Source organism: Leeuwenhoekiella sp. MAR_2009_132, assembly GCF_000687915.1.
Lineage (GTDB): Bacteria > Bacteroidota > Bacteroidia > Flavobacteriales > Flavobacteriaceae > Leeuwenhoekiella.
Genome location: NZ_JHZY01000004.1, coordinates 84,492 through 101,986, shown reverse-complemented (window position 1 = coordinate 101,986; position 17,495 = coordinate 84,492). Strand labels below are relative to the sequence as shown.

Below are 17,495 nucleotides of genomic sequence, written 5' to 3'. Positions count from 1 at the left end.
TCATAATGTTAAGCTACTAATTATCTGAAAGTTCAACTTTAGCAATTACGGGAAAATGATCTGATATATAACGTTGTCCGCGTTGACCATCTAAAATTTGTAAAGTTGAAGGTTGCACCGCTCCTTTGTAAAATACGTAATCTATTCTACTATCTGCGGTTCTGCCTGCTGCATCCCATCCATTAGCGCTATATTCAGGACCATATACCTTGTCCGAATCCAGATTAAGATACGGATCCTTCAATCCATTTTTCAATAGTGTATCAATAACTTCACTATTTGGTGAACTGTTTAAATCACCAGTTAGTAAAACTGCTGATGCACCGGCAATTTCATTTATTTTTTCAGCAAGTAAGGCCGCACTTTCAATTCGTGCTTGTTTACCCCGGTGATCAAAATGCGTATTGAAATGATAAAATGTAATCCCAGAGTTTTTATCCTTAAATAATGCCCAAGTTACAATACGGGGTAAGGCTGCATCCCAACCTTTGGAAGCGACTACTTCTGGAGTTTCCGAAAGCCAAAAAGTATTACTATCCACCACTTCAAAACGATCTTTTTTATAGAAAATCGCGGAGTATTCTCCTTGGGTATGCCCTTCGCGACCTATACCTACATAGGTATAATTAGGAAGCAGCTCTTGCATATCCAAAAGTTGAGTATGTGTGACTTCTTGAGTACCGATCAGGTCTGTTTGATAAAACCGAATGCTGTGGGTAAGCCAATCTTTACGATTTTCCCAAATGTTAATTCCATCATCAGCACTGTTGTATCGCACATTAAAGGAGCATATAAGGAGTTCTTTTTTTTCTTCCTGAGCAAATGCACTGCTGATAACCAGCAGTGCAAATACCATAAAGCTTATTTTTTTCATTACTTCCAACCAGGATTTTGTTCAAGATTAGGGTTGAGTTGCAGTTCTATACGGGGTATCGGATATAGATAATCTTTATTTTCATCAAAGCTTCTGTCATTGAAATCAGGATGTGGATCAATTAAGCCATTGGCATCTAAGGTAAAATCTGAGCCCAATTTATAATATTGAACACCACTAACTGGATTTGAGGGACGTTCCCCTTCATACAGCACTACATTGATACTGCCGTCTCCGGTAAGGTCATACTCACCGGCTCCGGAAAAATAAAGGCCTCGAATAGGTTGGGTTAGCGTTTGACCTGCTTTCCAGCGAACCACATCATCCCACCTGAAGTTTTCCATATACAATTCAATACGGCGCTCCCGTCTTATTTCTAAAATTACACCAGCATTTGCACCAGTCACACCAGGATACTGAGCAGCCATAAATGAATCGGGTGCCGCGTTCGCAGTATCTATAATTAAATCAGGCATCCCTACACGTTGTCTTAAGGAATTGATGGAGCTGTTTAAATCTTCTTGTGATAGTGTTCCTAATTCGGCTTTGGCTTCTGCATAATTTAGAAGCACTTCTCCAAAACGATAAATCGAAAGATCAGTAATAGACTGACCATTGGTGTCATACACAGGCTCGGTCACGTACTTTATAATTTGATAACCAGTTACGGTAGCGCCAAGATTAGGAGCTAGTTCAATACTTTGCCCTTTACGCGTATATCCGGGAGTGCGAATCGTCTGTGCCAAACGAGGATCTCGATTTTGTATTTCTTCCGTAAAGGATAGTTGATTATATCCAACTGCATCTGTAAATCGTGTTCCATCAGCATTCAGATAGCTATTGACAAGATCTTTCGGCATACCTGGACGACCATAAGAACTTGTCGTGGTATAGTAGTTTACATTATGACCAATATTCAAATCTTCAGAATAGGCGCGTGCTAAGATCACTTCGGTTTCATTAGCATCATGCGAATTAAAAAGCTCTAGATAATCCTGTTCCGGATTACCCGTACTGTAAATCTGATAAGGAGAATCCTCAATCAATGCTGTTGATGCCGCAACAGAAGCTTGGAGGTATTTTTCATAACCTTCAATCCCTCTGTATTTTTCGTAAGTACCCTCATAAAGCCCAATCCTTGATTTTAACGCCAAGGCCGTGTATTTGGTAACCTCATAAGTATTTTGCTCTTCATTGAGGTTTTCAATAGCCCAGTCCAGATCTTCGAGCATTTTATCAACAACATACTGTCTTGAATCTCTAGGTTTGGTAAGCGCTTCTGTATCGTCTGGATCTATAGGAGCATCATACCAAGGTAAAGCACCAAAGCGCTGAAACTTATCAAAATAAAACCGCGCTCTAAAAAAGCGAGCCACACCTCCGTAATGGGCTTTTGCTGCTTCATCATCAGACTTCTCATATTCTTGCAGGAAAAAATTAATATCCCGCAAATATTCCCAATTCCAACCGCCTCCGGTTGTAGGTACGAGCCGTGCGCCTCTCATTTCTTCACTCAGTTCCGTTTGTATAATATTGTCGGTACTAGCTTCTCCGTTATAAATCGAAGTGCTTGGCCACATCCGGTAAAACCCGTTGGTATACAGTTGAAGGTCACTAGCGGTATTGAAAAAGGTTTCTGCAGTAATTTCAGATAGCGGTTGCTTGTCTAAAAAATCATCACTGCACGAACTGATGCTGGTTGCAACAAGCAAACCGGCAAGTATATGTTTAACTTTCATATGGATGTTTTTTAAAATTTAAGAGATAAGCCTAAAGAATAGGTTTCTGAAAATGGGTTGGTTTGTGCGGTTCCGCGATTTGCAGAGGTAGATGGACTGTTTAAATTAACAGAAGCACTTGCTGCTTCTGGATCGATATAATCGGTCAACTTAGAAAAGGTCAGTAGATTTTCACCACTGAAGTAGATACGCAATTTTGTTGCTGAGGTTTTCGATATAATACCGTCAGGAAGCGTATAGCCTAAGGTTAAATTTTTAAGCCTCAGGTAGGCTACGCTTTGCAGATAGCGATCATTTACTTTTTCTAAAGAACCACCCAAGGCGATATATCCGTAATTTCGAGGATAATACGCGTCAGTGTTTTCTGGGGTCCACATATCGTCTACCATATCTTTTCTAATAAAAGAATTATAGGGTCTGTTGTAGGGACCCCAGAACATACGAGAGTCTGAATTCGGATACCAGTCTTGTTTACCTACGCCTTGAAAGAACACCGAAAAATCAAAACCTTTCCAATTCGCATTTGCTAAAAAGCTGTATAAATATTGCGGTGCAGAATTTCCGATGATTTCACGATCCCCGGGGTTGTCCACCGTATTTTCACCTTCTCCTATATAGCCATCACCATCAAGGTCTCGATATTTTACGTCGCCTGGCTTTAATCCGCCTCCGGATGTGATTCTATTTGAAACAAAACTTTGATCCGCGTGATTGGCAATCTCTTCTTCAGTTTGAAAAAGACCATCGATACGATATCCCCAAAGTTCACCAATGGTCATACCTTCATAAAAGTCTACTAGACTCCGGTTTGGATTATCAAAGTCGGTTATTTTAGTTTTAGAGTTGGAGAGGTTCGCGGTAACAGACCAATTGAATGTATCTTCAGCGAGTTCAAAATAGTCGTTATAACTCACAGACAATTCAAAACCTTTAGTTCTTAAATCTGCGGCATTTTCTAAGGGAGAAGCAGTTCCTAACACACCTGGTAGTGTAGCCCCTGGCGAAAGCATACCTTCGGTATCTCTTTGAAACCAGTCGAAAGAAGCAGATAAGTGATTGTTTAATAAACCTACATCAACTCCAAAATCAAGCGTGCTTACTTTTTCCCAAGTGATCTCAGTAGGGTTTAAGGCTGGGGATTCTATATAATTTAAACGACTTCCATTGAGTACATAGTCATACAAGCCATTAGGTAAAGTCGGGAAATAGGCATAATTACTAATATTTTGATTTCCTAATGAACCATATGAGGCACGGAATTTTAAGAGGTCAAAGGTTTCACCGGTAGCATCCTCAAAGAATTGCTCTTTATTAACGAGCCACGCACCGGAAAATGAAGGGAAAAAGCCCCAGCGATATGCAGATGGAAACCGAGAAGTTGCATCATACCTACCATTAAACTCAGCTACGTATTTATCTTTATAATCATACGATAATCTGTAAAATAAACCTTGAAGCGCCCATTCTGAAGCGCTACCGGAGGCAGTAGGGTTTGAAGTTGCAAGGCCTAAGGAATTCAGGTCATTAGAAATCAAGTTCTGTTTACTGGCATTGATACTTTTAGTGATAAAAGTTTCTTGGTTAAAACCAATAGTAGCTTTGAGGGTATGATCTGCGAAATAGCCTTTATATTCTCCGTAGATGTTCAATGCGTCATACTTACTTTCGGTACGATATTCATTAAGGTAATCATTACCCATGAGATCCAATTGCTCGGGATAGATGGAATAGGGGATACGGGTGGAACGTTGAAATCTACTATACTCATTACGTCTTATCGCATAGTTACCATTCAGGGTCACTCCATTTACAGGCTTCAGTTCAACCGAAGCTATATTACTAAACTCATTATTATTGGTTTGTTGTTTTGTAGTGCCTTGTAGTAATCCGGCATAAACACCATCACCAATTGTGTAATTATTCAGTTCGGTACGCCATAAAGCACCTCCGTCCGGATTAACAGGGACATAAGATGGGAGTGCGTGTACCCATATTAAACTACCCCAAAGATTGCTGTAGTTTCCATATTGACTTCCACTATGCTCCAAGTCTTCAGAACTGTTATACTGCATATTGTTTGAAAACGATAACCAGTCTGTTGCTTGAATATCTACTTTGCCACGTAAATTGTATTTATCGTAACTGTCGTCTTGAACTTTGAGAATTCCTTTAGATTGAAAATTACGATAGGAGAAATAGGCTTTTATTTTTTCAGAACCCCCGGAAACGGAAGCGTTATAAATTTGTGTCGGATAGGTCTTTCTAAAAAAGGTATTCCACCAATCTGTATGTCCGTAGTGCACATATTGATCTCGACCGTTACGCTGGTCAATAATTACACGTGCTAGGGAAGGATCTTGTGAAACTTCATAAAGAGCCTGCATATCTTCTTCAGTATAACCGGTATAAGACGCTCCACTGTTATTTCTAAAAGCTTCGTCTACAATTGAAACCGCTTTAAAAGGGTCTGTAAGAAAATCGGTATTCATTGTAGGAGAGTTGATCGCTGTGGTCACTCCCAGGTTTACTTGTACATTTCCTTTATCAGCGTTTTTAGTGGTTACTAAGACAACACCAAAGGAACCTCGGGCTCCATAGATCGCTGCCGCTCCGGCATCTTTTAAAACACTGATTGATTGTACATCATTTGGATTGAGGTTACTCAAGCTTCCTTCTATACCATCAATAAGGATCAGCGGTGTTCCCCCGTTAATAGAGGTGAAACCTCTAATGTTAATACGAGGTTCTGCACCTATTTTACCGGTATTTTGAGTGACATTAAGTCCAGGACTCAGACCTTGAAGACTTGATGTGACATCCGCAACGGGACGTTGTTCTAGATTTTCAGTGTTGACCGTACTAACTGCTGTAGAAAGTTTTTCACGGCTGGTTTCTCCGTAACCAACTACAACCACTTCATCAAGCGCATTATTATCTGTTTGTAATTGAACTTGGATTGGCGCTAAAGATTCAATTGTGATTTCCTGAGTTGTAAAGCCTATATATGATATTTTAATAATCGCAGGTAATTGAGATACATTAAGCTCAAAATTACCATCAAAATCAGAGGAGGCTCCATTTGTCGTATTTACTTCCATAATAGAAGCGCCTGGCAAAGGCATTCCTGTATTGTCAAGAACCGTTCCTGTAAGTTTTTGCTGTTCGGTGCTTAGATTTAAAGGTGTACTAGCTGCATTAAGGTAGTTTGAGGAGTAGAGTAATAAAGTAATAGTGACCAAAAATTTAGGCACAAGGGCATGCAATTCGAAAAAATGGAGTAATTTGTTTTTCATCAGTTTAGAACTATGGATTTGTACTGTAGTTTTAATTTTAATGACCCGTTTCTGGTGCAACAGAAACGGGCTTTAAATTTGGGCTAATTCAAAAAAATGTGTCTTATAATAGGGCCTTTAGGAAGTTAAAATTCTATTTCAAGACAAAAGAAAAGCTTATTTGATCCAATTGTATTAACTGAATTTTATCTAAAAGTTAAATAGTAAATGGTTTTAGTGAAAAGATTAACCTAAGATTTACAAACAAGCGAATTAGAAAAAGTTTGTTTAATCTACTTCTATATTTTTTTATAAAATAGGAAGCATTAGCTCAGGATGATTGTTCTATAAACGAAGAGGTTTAGTTTTTTTTTCAAAGGATAATAGTTTAGATACCCATTAACTTCAGAAGGTTCTTGTACACCCCAAAAGCGAGGACGCAGATACTCACTAAATGCAACGGGGCATGTGCAACGGCGTGAATTCACTTATACTTTAACGCAACATTTTTACGTTAAAAATAAAAATTATGGGATAGACAGTGTAAGGTCTCTAAGTGCTATAGTATTCGAAACCGAAATAGTCATCCTACTTTAAATACCTTCCCATTATTTTTTCTTTCGAAAAGGCCTTCACAACGGCTAGGTTTTTTTGAAAGAAAAAATTAATTCCCATTTTTCATATCAGCGTTAGCAGCAGATAAATGAGAGCAAATGCTTGTGAAAGAAAAAGAAGTAAGGCTATCACTAACAACCAATTCGGAATGGTCCGGGAATGTTTAATACGCTTTAGTATTTCTTTCCTATTTTCCTGTTGAGCTGTTTGATTTATATGTAGTTTTTTAAGATGTTCCTCAATTAACTTTTCAATTTGTGAACTGTCGGCTTGTATAGCCGTGCTTTTAAGGCTTTTTTCAATGCGCTCTAAGCGATTGACTTCTTCCTTAAAGGAATGCAATTCTTCAACGAGCAATTCTGATATTAGTTCAAGCTTTGTCATATTCCAATTCCTTTATCGATTACAATTTTTAGGGCTTTCTTAGCCACAGCTTTGGCCAAGCTCGGTGCAATAGGAATGCTCCCTCCAGATAGAACAACACTTTTTGCACGGTTGATGGATTTGAGTAAATTACTAGCCGACATCGAGCGATGTACTTCACTTCCTTTTATATTTTGACCTTTGTATTCAAAGCGAAAACCCTGCAGCTGTTTGGATTTATTGATCACCGGAACTACAGTAATTTGCTGCTTTTGCATTCGATTGATGTAAGTCTGAAGATCTTTAGAGGGGTCTTGAATGGCTTGCTGATGTGCCTTATGGATTTCACCTCGCGTATGTGCGAGCGCTTTATTTTTTTCAAGCTGTACGTCCTGCACGGTTTGAATACCCATTTGCTTTGCAGTTCGCTCAGCAGCCAATTGACTCTGCTTTCCAATAAAACTGTCGTTATACGCTTTCCCCTTTAGATCAATACGATTGACGTAAAGATGCACGTGTGTATGCGCTTTATCTCGATGTACATAAGCCACTGCCTGTCGGTCTTGCAATTTCATGTGTTCAATAAAGGTTTTAGTGAGTTTGCCTAAATCCTCAGTATTCATTTGAGCTCCATCGGTCACCGTTGGGCTTAGAATAAAACTCAAAGTATTGCGCTCACAATTTTGATTGAGCGCTTGCACTGCTTTAAATTCCTGACTGATTTCTTCTGCAGTTTCTCCAGTGATTAGGTCGCTATAAACTTGCTCAGCTTCTTTCTCTTGATTATTGCCATATCGCAAAGCTCCAAGAGTACGGGATATGGAACTTCCTTTGCCAATCATTTGAGTATGGATTTTAAATGTTTCTTAATTTCTTCAGCCACTAAAATGACTTCTTCACTGAGCTTTGGATTTCCTTTTTTATACATGTTTCCAATCCGTTTAAAATTGTTGTGATACGTCACCAGCATTTTATAGGTATTGATATGCTCTTCATTCATCCGCTCGGTGATCTGTTGTTCCATTAAGCTGTTTCTGCAAAAGGCACTTAAAGAAGAACCTGCAGCTTTAGCTTTTACCTGCAGCAATTTTTTCTCATAAACGCTGCATCTAAATTTGATAAGTGCTCGTTTCATCGTTTGTGTTTTTTTCTTTGCAACCACCGGGAGCAAAGCAAGATTGTGGCCACAGCCACACATCTTGCCCTGCTTTCCAGAAATCAGTTTTAATTTGTTTTCATTAGCCAGGCATTAAGATCTTTTTCAGCAGTATAGAACTCAGATTTATCAATGCATTTTGAAGTTGAATTCAAGAAGAAAGCTGTGATTTTTCTACTGGCTTCATCCTGATCCAGATACAATTCAATAACTTCATAATTTTCAAAATAGGGGAGTGCTTTATCTGCAAAAGCAATGGAGTTTAAAATCAGAAAATCAGCCTCTCGTTTTAAATTTGGATATACTGTAATAAGCGATAACAGGTCAAACATTCCTTCTAGAATAATTAAATATGAAAATCCATTTTTAACCAAAGTCAGATCTTTTGGAGAACTGGACGATTTACAGTGGCGATTTCTAAATTCCCATCCTCCGGAATTGTTCTTCAGTGCAATTGAGAAATAGTATTTATTTCCAATAGTATAATGAACTTCCCTACAGAATCTCTTTGCAGCAATCAGACTAATTTTTCGTTCACTCAAATATTCTATTAGTGCTGGATGTTGAATCGTTTTTACGTGCTTGATTTCAATTCTAGATTCCTTAAAATTGGTTTCCTGCTGTTTGGGTAGATCATAATGAACCGTTTTAAGCTGAGCTAGAATCGCTAATGCATCGCTCACGGATACTTTTGAAAGGGCACAAACCAGATCGATACAGTTGCCGCCTTTACCTAATCCGTGATCGTACCAGCAGTTTAATGTTTTAGAAACTTTAAAGGATGCTTGGGTTTCTGACCGAAGGGGACTCAGAAACCAAGCTTCCTTTTCCGAATTGCGAGTGGGAAGGTGTCCTAAAAATTCCAGCGCCTTCACGATGGAAATTTTTCGGGCATTTTCACACGATAGTTTTTCTTTTTTCATCAGGCTTTACTTTGGAGTTATTTTTTGATGAAGTGATGTTTTAGGCTGCTATCCCTTATGGGTTTTAGTTTTCTTAAATCATCAAAAGGGCATCAGCTCATCATTCTTTTTTTTTCATCTGCATCACTTTTTATTTTGATGATTTAAAGATGAATAAATGATGAGTACTTTAATAGCTACAAATACTAATCTTCAGCTTCATCATTCATCAGTGCATCAAAATTTTCAATTAGAAAATCCTTAGTGATGGTAAAATACCTTCCTTTAGCCTCGGTAAACTGAAGTGATCCGTCTTGCCACATCAGCAGCTTTTGGTAGCAAAGCGTATTAGATTTGTTAGTGATCCTCCAATCTTTTTTAAGCAGCCTTCTCAATTGAGTAAGATCTGTTTTGATTCTGGTTTTACTCAAGAGATTCAAAGCATCAATGGGACAGAGATCAATTTCAGTAAGATTGAAATGATCCAATGCCAAAAGCAGAATCTCAGCAAGTTCTTTTTCTACCCGGTTTCGATTATGGAGCACTAATCGGGTTAATGCTTTTGTTCTAATTTGACTCGAATGAAACCACATTCTGGTAGCATGCTTCGAATGGATTTTACGATGCTTCAAAAAGTAAAGAAAGGCTGGGACTTCAGCTTCTAGATGTTCTAAGTAATTGGTTACTTCCTGATCAACCCTTGGAATTTTTCGAATCCAAAATCGGGTCTCGTTTCCATCTATCTTTATAAAATTATCCTCATTATTACTACAGAGTATAAACTTTCCAAAAAACTCAACCTCTCGTTTATCTTTACCTTTCGCTTCAAGCATATTGATATTGGTTGTGCTCAGGTATTTGATTCGTTCTGTGAGTTCTTCTTTATTAAAGAGCACCTCATCAATACAGATTAGCAGTTTATTTGCCCAATCTGCATTAAACTGACTGGTAAAACTGTCATTAGTCAGATAGGTGAGATTGTTTTCAAAAATGATTTTCAACCATTTTAAGAAGGTGCTTTTACCGGTGGAACGTTCTCGTGATACCAAACATAAAATCGGCAGTATCTGAACTGGCCGCAAGTAAAGTAGTTGCAGGTAATCCAGTCCTAACTCATAATGCTCTCCAAAAATATGCTTGATAAATTTTTGAGTGTAACTTATGGTTCCTTCCTTTGGTTTTTTGCTAAGCGGAGAGTAGGTATTATAAAAATGGTAGTATGCTGGTTTAAAATCAGTATGACTGGGAATACAGGTAAACCCATCATACTTTAGTATTTTACTTAAATAGGTTTTACCATGATCCTGTCTTATAGTTTCAATACTCCAGGGAATTAAGAATTCATTAAAGTGACCTGCAATAGTAGGTGCTTTAACTGATTTGTAATAAGAGGTTCCTACACGTATATATGGTATGGCTTTCATAATAAGGTATTTTAAATGAAAAAGGAACACCCCATCCGTGAGATGGGGTGTAAATTGAACTAATCAACGTTTCTTAGAAGTTGTACTACGATTCTTATCTTCAATTTGAAAATGAGAATCTTGTTGATTGTTTAAAAGCCATTCATTTAGCAAATCAATATCGAAATAGATGAGTTTGCCACTGGGTTTGCAGTGTGGTATCGCTCCGGTAGAAGTTAATTTGTAAAGGTAGCTGCGAGACATACCTGTATAATCGCAGGCTTCTTCAATAGTAAGTACTTTTTTCTGGGCGAGCAGAAGCGATTCAATTCGCTCCAGCCTTTCGTCTAATTTAATCGTGTTCATAATATTCGTTTTTAATGTGAATACTGAACAAAGCGCTTTGTTTCTTTTTTATAGAATTCCTTAGATAAAAGTAAGTAGGAGTTTAGTTTAGAGGCTTAAACTAAACTCATTTTTATACACAAAATGGATTAAACGAAAACCATATAATTTGATATCAATTGAAATTATTCATTCACAATAGAGTATAAATTAAATGGATCTCTTTTAAGATTGGTAGACTTATCAACATTTAAATTCTGAGAAAGTTTTAATTCAGACCCCAGCAAAGAGCTTAAAAACGTCATTTTAGTATAGAAAAGAAGAAAAAAGTTTGCTGATTTTAATTAGAACACCAGGTTTTTGAACTTGTATAAAAGTAAAGTGAGCTATTTCAGAAGAAAAATAGAGGGAAATTAACTTTGAATTGAATTGATTTAGATTGGTAGAACACGGTCATTTTCAAGTGTTAAAAATGTTAAAGTTGTACCTATGTTGTACCTTTAATGAGTCAGGCAGCTACAAATTAATGTAACTGCCTGATTATCAAGTAGCGAGAGGGGGGCACGATCCCCCGACCTCCGGGTTATGAATCCGCTAAGCTTATAGTTTGAAACGTAAACACTAGGTTTGCAGCGTGTTATTCTTAAAAAAATCGTGTTATAGTATTCGATTTGGTATGCGATTCAGTAATCGTTTTTTAAGCATTTGAGCACCGGGCTTATCCTTATGCTCAGTGAAGTAATTGCTATTTAAAATTTATTATTTCGTACTCATATCGCAAACCACCAGCTACAAAAAACATTAACCCTTCTGAATCTTTTTCTATGGTAATTTCTTCTTCAGAAAAAATATTCACATTAGCTATGTTTGATATTTTTGGATAATTCAAATCATACCTTCCGAAATCTATTTCACTCAATTCTATTTTATTGTAAAATTCATCAGACTTGAAGTAAGTAATTTTACCGTCCGCAAGAAATTTAATTGCATTCAATCTTATTTCATTATCTGAATTAACGTATTGTTCGGAAACAAAGGTTGATGAGTTTAAAACGGTTACGTCTCTGTTTGGTATTTCGCTGTCATCACTTGAACAACTAATAAATAACACAGCTAAACTTAAAATTGTGATTATTTTTTTCATTTTACATCTGTCTTTTTATAATTCTAAATATTTGGTAAACGTCGTTTAGATTAATAGTGAATCGCTTTACAAATTCACGGCTATTGTTTCGGCTTTCACAAATAATGTCGCCATTTTCTTTATTAAAATCAACTATATCCTTATGGTAAATACTGTCTTTACACAATATAATAAAGCCGTGATTAGCATCGTGAAACCCATCCTTCCAAAGATGCCTACCTATTTCCCTAGCTAAAACTAAAGCTCCATCTGGAACATCGTTTATCATTCCTCCATTCATACTTTCACCTTTAATCTTAAAAGCTTGATAATGGCCTCTCCCGTAACGGTCAACATTAAAAACAACCTTTTCAAAATCTGAATGAATACCAGCTTCTTCTAAGCTTTCCAGGTAACTAGCATAAGCATCGAAAGGAATTAAATCAACTTCAATATCAAAGCTTCCGTCCGGTTTTTCCGTGAATTTGTTACCATTTGTGTTATAGATATCATCAGAGTCACTAGAAAAATAAACCGGCACAGAAGAAATATAATTTTGTGATTCAATATTATTTTTTTGTGACAGAGCTTTTTCTAAAATTGTGATTTTCTTTGGAGGAATGTTACTCCCGTTCTCGTAGTTGTAAATAGTATTCTTATGCATTCCTGCCAAATTAGCCAATTCTTCTTGACTAAGCCCCGCAGCTTCTCTTTTGATCTTTAATTCACTACTAGTCATAAAAAAGTGACTTGAAAACGTTAAAATTTGAAAAATGTGACTTAATTGTGCTTTAATCACAAAAATGTGATTATATTTGTGATAACAAAACACAAACAAAGTGTTTGACAAATGTAAAACAATTAAACCAATCTCAAATTGACAGATTGCTATGATAGATAAAAGAACGGCTAGGGCGATTAGAAAAGTGTTAGGAGCAAAGCACATTCAGAAAATAGTGGACTACGCAAATGAGACAAATTTCAGTCACGGCTATAAGAATGAAGAAACTCTCAAAGCAATGGTTGGTTATTCTTTTAGAAACTCAAGAGAGATTCCGCACATCGAATCATTGATTAAAAAATGTGCTCAGCATTATAAAGATGAAAAGATAAAAGCAATCGAGGCCAACAAGCAGTTTGTTGAATCCTTACAATCCGCATAAAAAAGCCCTGTAGTTGGAGCTACAAGGCAAACACATAAATCTCAAATATTCACTATTAAATTTTCAAATTATGCACCACAAAAGTACTACAACCGTAAACTTACCACAAGCTGTAATTGCAGGCCTAGATTTAAAGAATCCTATTGATTTAGAATTCGTAGGCATTAAAAAAGATATGACAGTTCGCTTCTTTCAAAGTGGTCAGTGCTATCCATTTAAAAAACTTCAAGCAACTTATTTCGCTTTAATTCTTAATGAGTTTTACAAAGATAAGCCCGCTCAAAAATTCTTCAAAGTATTAGAGAAAGAGGAAGGTATTACGCTTACTACTGTACGCAAAGTTGAATTATACACTTACTTTATGTGGGGTGGTTTAGATCACAAGCCAGATATTAAAAATGGTGAACTACAACCATCTGAAAATTTTAGACACATTGAGAATTGTCCATCACTGGCTTTCGCTAATAAATCTTTAAAGATTAATGGTGCAGAACTAAACACCAGAGATCTTCTAATCATAGATATGTCTGCTAGAGGCTGTACAGATTATGAGATTGCAGACGCACTTCACATTACTGTTATCACGCTAAACCACCACAAGAAGAACCTTTTCACTAAGACCGGTACAGACTGCAAGCTTAGTCTGGTTTCCGCTTCTTATAAAAATCAAATTCTAGCATAATGAATCCTTATCTGCAAATAGCAAAAGACCATTTGTCTCTTGAAGACTTACAGGCTCTTATCGCTGAAAAAGCAGATAAACCAAAAACAATGTCTTATGAGCAACAACGCACAGCTTACTACGCAGAAGAGTTCAAAAAACTGTCAAGGACTCAAGTTAGAAGCCAGAATGGAAAACGGAAGATGGTTAGTTAATGGTAAACGATTAGCTGATACCAGCGATACGGAGAAACAATTTATAAATCAACTCTTTAAAGAGGCAAAAATTCAAACTAATGAGCAAGCATAAAACAAATTCTAGAGACTTCAATGTTGAGAGCTATGATTTAGGAGAATCTGCAGGAATGCAATTAGGTGTAATAATGGGATTCTTATTTGCCTTTTTCTTATTCCTGATCTATCAAATCTATCTACTATGAAAGATTCAGTTTTTATAAACCTTTTAAAAAAGGCTGAGCTTGATACAGGCAATGACCTAGAGACTGTAGGATTCACAGCTAAACTGAATCAATACGAAATGAGCTTTTATGCTGAAATGGTTACCGGTCACAATGTTACCATAGAGGATTTCGGACACAATTACGGAAGCAACTGGAATCAGCTTGAACCTACCCAAGAGCAGCGCCTGGCCTTACAGCGATTAATGAATAAAACGGTTGAGAAACTTGAGAAGCGAGAAGATCAGCCAGAACAAGAATATTTAGATCCCTACGCAGAATTCGGATTATCAGAATCAATGTTTTTTAACCAAAATAACTATTAAGAATGAGTACAGCAATCGCAGAATTAGAAAAAGACCAAACAATCGATTTGGCAAAATTAGAAGCTAATCTTTTACCAGAGCTTCAAGGATGGAAGGAAAAGCAACTCGCAATCGTAAAGGAAAATCCTTATGTAGCAATTCAAGACAATTCAACTTACGAGGAGGCAAAAAAAGCTAGAACAACTCTTGTTACGGCTAGAACAGATGTGCAGAAACAAGAGAAAACTATCGCTTCAAAACTGAAAAATTTCAGAACAAAAGTTGCTGAAGCTTCTCAAGAACTTATTGACATCACTCTTCCTCACGAAACCAAACAACAGGAAGAAGTAAGACGCTACGAGGAAATCAAAGAGCGTGAGAAAGCAGAGAAAGAACGTCAGGAGCAGGAGCGTAAGGATAAGATTCTGGGAGGAATCAATGAAACTTATTCAAAATGGAAGGAAACTATTTCTGATCTAAAGTTTGCAGGCCTACAAAAAGTTAAACAAGAATTAGCTGATGCTATTGTAGCTAAAGACGGTGAAGAACTGGAAGAGTTTGAAATGGATTGGGCTGAAAAAAGAAACCTACTTAAGTCTCAGATAGGTGAACGTGAAAAATATTTGACTGAACAGGAAGAGGCTAGAGTAGAACGCGAAAAACTTGAGAAAGAAAAAGCAGCCTTTGAAAAACAGCAGGAAGAAGCTCGCGCTAAAGCCGAAGCCGAAGCAAAGGCTAAGGCAGATCAGGAAGCTAAAGAGCGTGCAGCAAGAGAAAAAGCAGATGCAGAAGCTAAAAAACTGCGCGAAGCAGAGGAAGCGAAATTGAGAAAAGAGCGAGAAGAATTTAAAGCAGCAGAAGAAGCCCGTCATCAAAAAACATTTGAAATCCGTTGCAATCGACTTGAAGAAGTAGGCTTTAAATCAACCGAAGAAATGGAATTCATCTACAAGGAACTTGACTTGAAGCTTGACAAATTCCACGATGATGTTTACGCGATGGACATTGAAGAGTTTGAAGACTTTATTCAGGAAGCTAAAACGGAATTGGTTAACGCTAAGGCTAGAGAAGATCATAGAAAACAAAAGGCAGCCGAATCCAAAGCAAAGGCAGAACAGGAAGCTAAGGAACGTGCTGAACGTGAAGCCAAGCGTCTTGAAGAGTTGAAGCCAGATAAGGAAAAGGCTTTGGCGTATTTAAATGATTTAGTCTTTAAAGCCGAGCCACCAACCTTTAATGAAGAAGTTGTGTTTGATGTAATTGCTCGATTTGTCAACGAAGTCAAAGCAATTCAAGAAGCTTATAGAGTTGAACTAACCGATTTAAAATAAACCAAATGTACTTCACAGACAACCGCATCAGTATAGATAAAAGAATGGAAGAAGGCAAAACACTTCTATTCCCGGTAACAGATCCAGACTACCGCCAGAAAGCGGAGAAACACGCTAGACGAAAAGGTAGCTATCCTTATAGCGCTTTTAAAACAATACAAAACGAAACGGTATTCGCAGGAATTGCGGTGCCTCAATAATTAACCATTTAATATTTAAACAATGTCACAAGAATCAGAAGTAAAAAAAGCAGCAGGAACAGAGGTAGCATTCCTTATTCCAGATACTGAAAGCTTAGGAAAGCTAAGTAGCCTAGAACCACAATTCAGTCTAAACCTTAAATACAAGTCAGCAGACGATTGGGCCGCTTTAAAAGGTCAGGCATTACGCGCATTCTTTATGGGATTAAAAGAAGTTCCTAGCGAAGACGGTGAGTTAGTAAAGTGCGGTGTTTTTGTAAGCGAGAAGGAGTGTTTTCTATCAGGCCAAATGACACTTGTAGAAGCTGTAAAAAACCTTAATCCAAAAACTCCGGTGCAGATTACTTACCAAGGTAAAAAGCAAAATAAATCAACAGATGGCAGCACTATGCTATTTGATGTAGAAAAACTAGGATAATGAATTTTCTAGATATAGCAGAGCAAATTGCATCAGAATCAAAAGGTCTCGACTTCGGGGCCTTAGATTCTCTTGAAAGCAAAACCCAGCAATGGCTTCAAAAAAGAAGAGGCCGTTTTACAGCTTCCGAATTTCATCGGTTAATGGGTTATAGATCTAAGGCTGAGTTTCCAAAAGGAGCTGAGACATACGCAATGGAGAAAGCGGTTGAAGCTTTGACTACTGAAAGTGATCATTTCACCAGTGCAGCAATGCAACACGGAAATGCTTACGAGGTTGAAGCAGTTGAATACTTTATGGAGATCACAGGCATTGAAGTTGAAAAGTATGGTAATGAGCAGGAATTTATTGAGTTAGGTGATGATGTTGGATGTACACCAGACGGTAGAATAGGATATAAAGGTGGCTACGAGGGCAAAGCGCCAAATAGCAAAACTCATTTGTTCTACTTGACTAATGTAAAGAATGCAGCAGACCTTGAAAAACATTGCTCAAATTACTTCTGGCAGGTTATGGGGAGTATGTATGTGACCGGCGCTGATTTCTGGTATTGGGTTTCTTATGACCCGAGATTTAAAAAACCTGAGCACCGCATGCACATTTTAAAAATTGAGCGTGACGAAGCAGCTATTGAAGATTTGAAGCGAAGACTTCGTCAAGGGATTAAATATCGTAACGATAAAATTAAGGAACTAGATGCCTTTACCTAAAAAAATAGACATACGCTCAGAGATACATAATGGAAAGTTTACACGTAACCGTGATGTTATTGTAGATGCCATTGCTCAGTATGAAGGTAAGGAAGTCACACTGTCAATTAAGCGATTCTACAAAAAGCGAAGCAACGATCAAAACGCATACTATTTTGCTGTGATTGTAGAGCATTGGAGGAATCTATTGAGAGAGGAATGGGGAGAGGTTTTGACAAAAGACCAGGTACACGAATTCCTTAAGCAGAATCTAAGCTTCGAGGAAAAAGTGGATGAGGAGACAGGGGAACTCATTTTTAACCCCATTAACGGAAGACCTATTGTGAAGCAGAAGTCCACCACTTCAAACAACACTTGGGATCAAGAAGAATACCATAAGGCAGCTAGAGATTTAGCTTTTGAAATGTTCAATTACGAGATCCCGCTTCCAGATAAAGAATTAAAAGCAACTTATTAAA

21 protein-coding genes are annotated in these 17,495 nt (G+C 37.4%); 10 read left to right on the top strand and 11 right to left on the bottom strand.

Features of this window, described 5'->3' with window-relative positions; translation table 11 throughout:
* Positions 1–16: 16 nt before the first annotated feature.
* The 11 genes from P164_RS08845 to P164_RS08795 all read right to left on the bottom strand — a co-directional run bounded on the left by P164_RS08845 (position 17) and on the right by P164_RS08795 (position 12,531).
* On the bottom strand, positions 17–874 hold the full coding sequence (locus P164_RS08845; protein WP_028376043.1) for an endonuclease/exonuclease/phosphatase family protein: 858 nt from the start codon (positions 872–874) through the stop codon (positions 17–19).
* Positions 874–2,613: a RagB/SusD family nutrient uptake outer membrane protein gene (locus P164_RS08840; protein ID WP_028376042.1), complete on the bottom strand. Its 1,740-nt coding sequence runs from the start codon at positions 2,611–2,613 to the stop codon at positions 874–876. The genes P164_RS08845 and P164_RS08840 overlap by 1 nt, the downstream gene beginning before the upstream one ends.
* A gap of 11 nt (positions 2,614–2,624) precedes the next feature.
* A complete protein-coding gene (locus P164_RS08835; RefSeq protein ID WP_028376041.1) occupies positions 2,625–5,906 on the bottom strand; it encodes a SusC/RagA family TonB-linked outer membrane protein in 3,282 nt (1,093 codons plus the stop codon).
* Positions 5,907–6,563: 657 nt separating this feature from the next.
* Entirely contained in the window at positions 6,564–6,884 is a 321-nt protein-coding gene (locus tag P164_RS08830) for a DUF6730 family protein (RefSeq protein ID WP_028376040.1), read from the bottom strand.
* Complete coding sequence (locus P164_RS08825; protein ID WP_028376039.1) at positions 6,881–7,705, bottom strand: relaxase/mobilization nuclease domain-containing protein; 825 nt, start codon at positions 7,703–7,705, stop codon at positions 6,881–6,883. Before P164_RS08825 ends, P164_RS08830 begins: the two co-directional genes overlap by 4 nt.
* Complete coding sequence (gene mbpA / locus P164_RS08820) at positions 7,702–7,998, bottom strand: mobilization protein MbpA (protein ID WP_028376038.1); 297 nt, start codon at positions 7,996–7,998, stop codon at positions 7,702–7,704. The genes P164_RS08825 and mbpA overlap by 4 nt, the downstream gene beginning before the upstream one ends.
* An 89-nt stretch (positions 7,999–8,087) precedes the next feature.
* A complete protein-coding gene (locus tag P164_RS08815; protein WP_028376037.1) occupies positions 8,088–8,942 on the bottom strand; it encodes a toprim domain-containing protein in 855 nt (284 codons plus the stop codon).
* 185 nt (positions 8,943–9,127) lie between these two features.
* Positions 9,128–10,345, bottom strand: coding sequence for a primase-helicase family protein (locus P164_RS08810; protein WP_035899714.1), 1,218 nt, complete (start codon positions 10,343–10,345; stop codon positions 9,128–9,130).
* A gap of 63 nt (positions 10,346–10,408) precedes the next feature.
* Entirely contained in the window at positions 10,409–10,690 is a 282-nt protein-coding gene (locus P164_RS08805; protein ID WP_028376035.1) for a helix-turn-helix transcriptional regulator, read from the bottom strand.
* Positions 10,691–11,414: 724 nt separating this feature from the next.
* Positions 11,415–11,813, bottom strand: a complete 399-nt coding sequence (locus P164_RS08800; protein ID WP_028376034.1) for a hypothetical protein — start codon at positions 11,811–11,813, stop codon at positions 11,415–11,417.
* 1 nt (position 11,814) lies between these two features.
* On the bottom strand, positions 11,815–12,531 hold the full coding sequence (locus tag P164_RS08795; RefSeq protein ID WP_159106023.1) for a helix-turn-helix domain-containing protein: 717 nt from the start codon (positions 12,529–12,531) through the stop codon (positions 11,815–11,817).
* Positions 12,532–12,682: 151 nt separating this feature from the next.
* On the opposite strand from P164_RS08795, the gene P164_RS18700 reads away from it, so the two are divergent.
* The 10 genes from P164_RS18700 (at position 12,683) to P164_RS08750 (ending at position 17,494) form a co-directional block, all read left to right on the top strand.
* Complete coding sequence (locus P164_RS18700) at positions 12,683–12,955, top strand: hypothetical protein (RefSeq protein WP_028376033.1); 273 nt, start codon at positions 12,683–12,685, stop codon at positions 12,953–12,955.
* A gap of 70 nt (positions 12,956–13,025) precedes the next feature.
* Positions 13,026–13,637 (top strand): helix-turn-helix domain-containing protein, encoded by a 612-nt coding sequence (locus P164_RS08785; RefSeq protein ID WP_028376032.1) that lies wholly within the window; start codon positions 13,026–13,028, stop codon positions 13,635–13,637.
* A 96-nt stretch (positions 13,638–13,733) separates the two neighbouring features.
* On the top strand, positions 13,734–13,925 hold the full coding sequence (locus P164_RS18590) for a hypothetical protein (RefSeq protein ID WP_125411771.1): 192 nt from the start codon (positions 13,734–13,736) through the stop codon (positions 13,923–13,925).
* Positions 13,912–14,055: a hypothetical protein gene (locus P164_RS18695; RefSeq protein ID WP_159106022.1), complete on the top strand. Its 144-nt coding sequence runs from the start codon at positions 13,912–13,914 to the stop codon at positions 14,053–14,055. The genes P164_RS18590 and P164_RS18695 overlap by 14 nt, the downstream gene beginning before the upstream one ends.
* Positions 14,052–14,399 (top strand): hypothetical protein, encoded by a 348-nt coding sequence (locus P164_RS08775; protein ID WP_028376030.1) that lies wholly within the window; start codon positions 14,052–14,054, stop codon positions 14,397–14,399. Before P164_RS18695 ends, P164_RS08775 begins: the two co-directional genes overlap by 4 nt.
* A gap of 2 nt (positions 14,400–14,401) precedes the next feature.
* Positions 14,402–15,709 carry a hypothetical protein gene (locus P164_RS08770; protein WP_028376029.1) on the top strand — a complete coding sequence of 436 codons (1,308 nt, stop codon included), beginning with the start codon at positions 14,402–14,404 and terminating at the stop codon, positions 15,707–15,709.
* 5 nt (positions 15,710–15,714) lie between these two features.
* Entirely contained in the window at positions 15,715–15,909 is a 195-nt protein-coding gene (locus tag P164_RS08765) for a hypothetical protein (protein WP_028376028.1), read from the top strand.
* A 22-nt stretch (positions 15,910–15,931) separates the two neighbouring features.
* Positions 15,932–16,327, top strand: a complete 396-nt coding sequence (locus tag P164_RS08760; RefSeq protein ID WP_028376027.1) for a hypothetical protein — start codon at positions 15,932–15,934, stop codon at positions 16,325–16,327.
* On the top strand, positions 16,327–17,037 hold the full coding sequence (locus P164_RS08755; protein ID WP_051621307.1) for a lambda exonuclease family protein: 711 nt from the start codon (positions 16,327–16,329) through the stop codon (positions 17,035–17,037). Before P164_RS08760 ends, P164_RS08755 begins: the two co-directional genes overlap by 1 nt.
* Positions 17,024–17,494, top strand: coding sequence for a hypothetical protein (locus P164_RS08750; RefSeq protein ID WP_028376026.1), 471 nt, complete (start codon positions 17,024–17,026; stop codon positions 17,492–17,494). Before P164_RS08755 ends, P164_RS08750 begins: the two co-directional genes overlap by 14 nt.
* Position 17,495 lies beyond the last annotated feature (1 nt).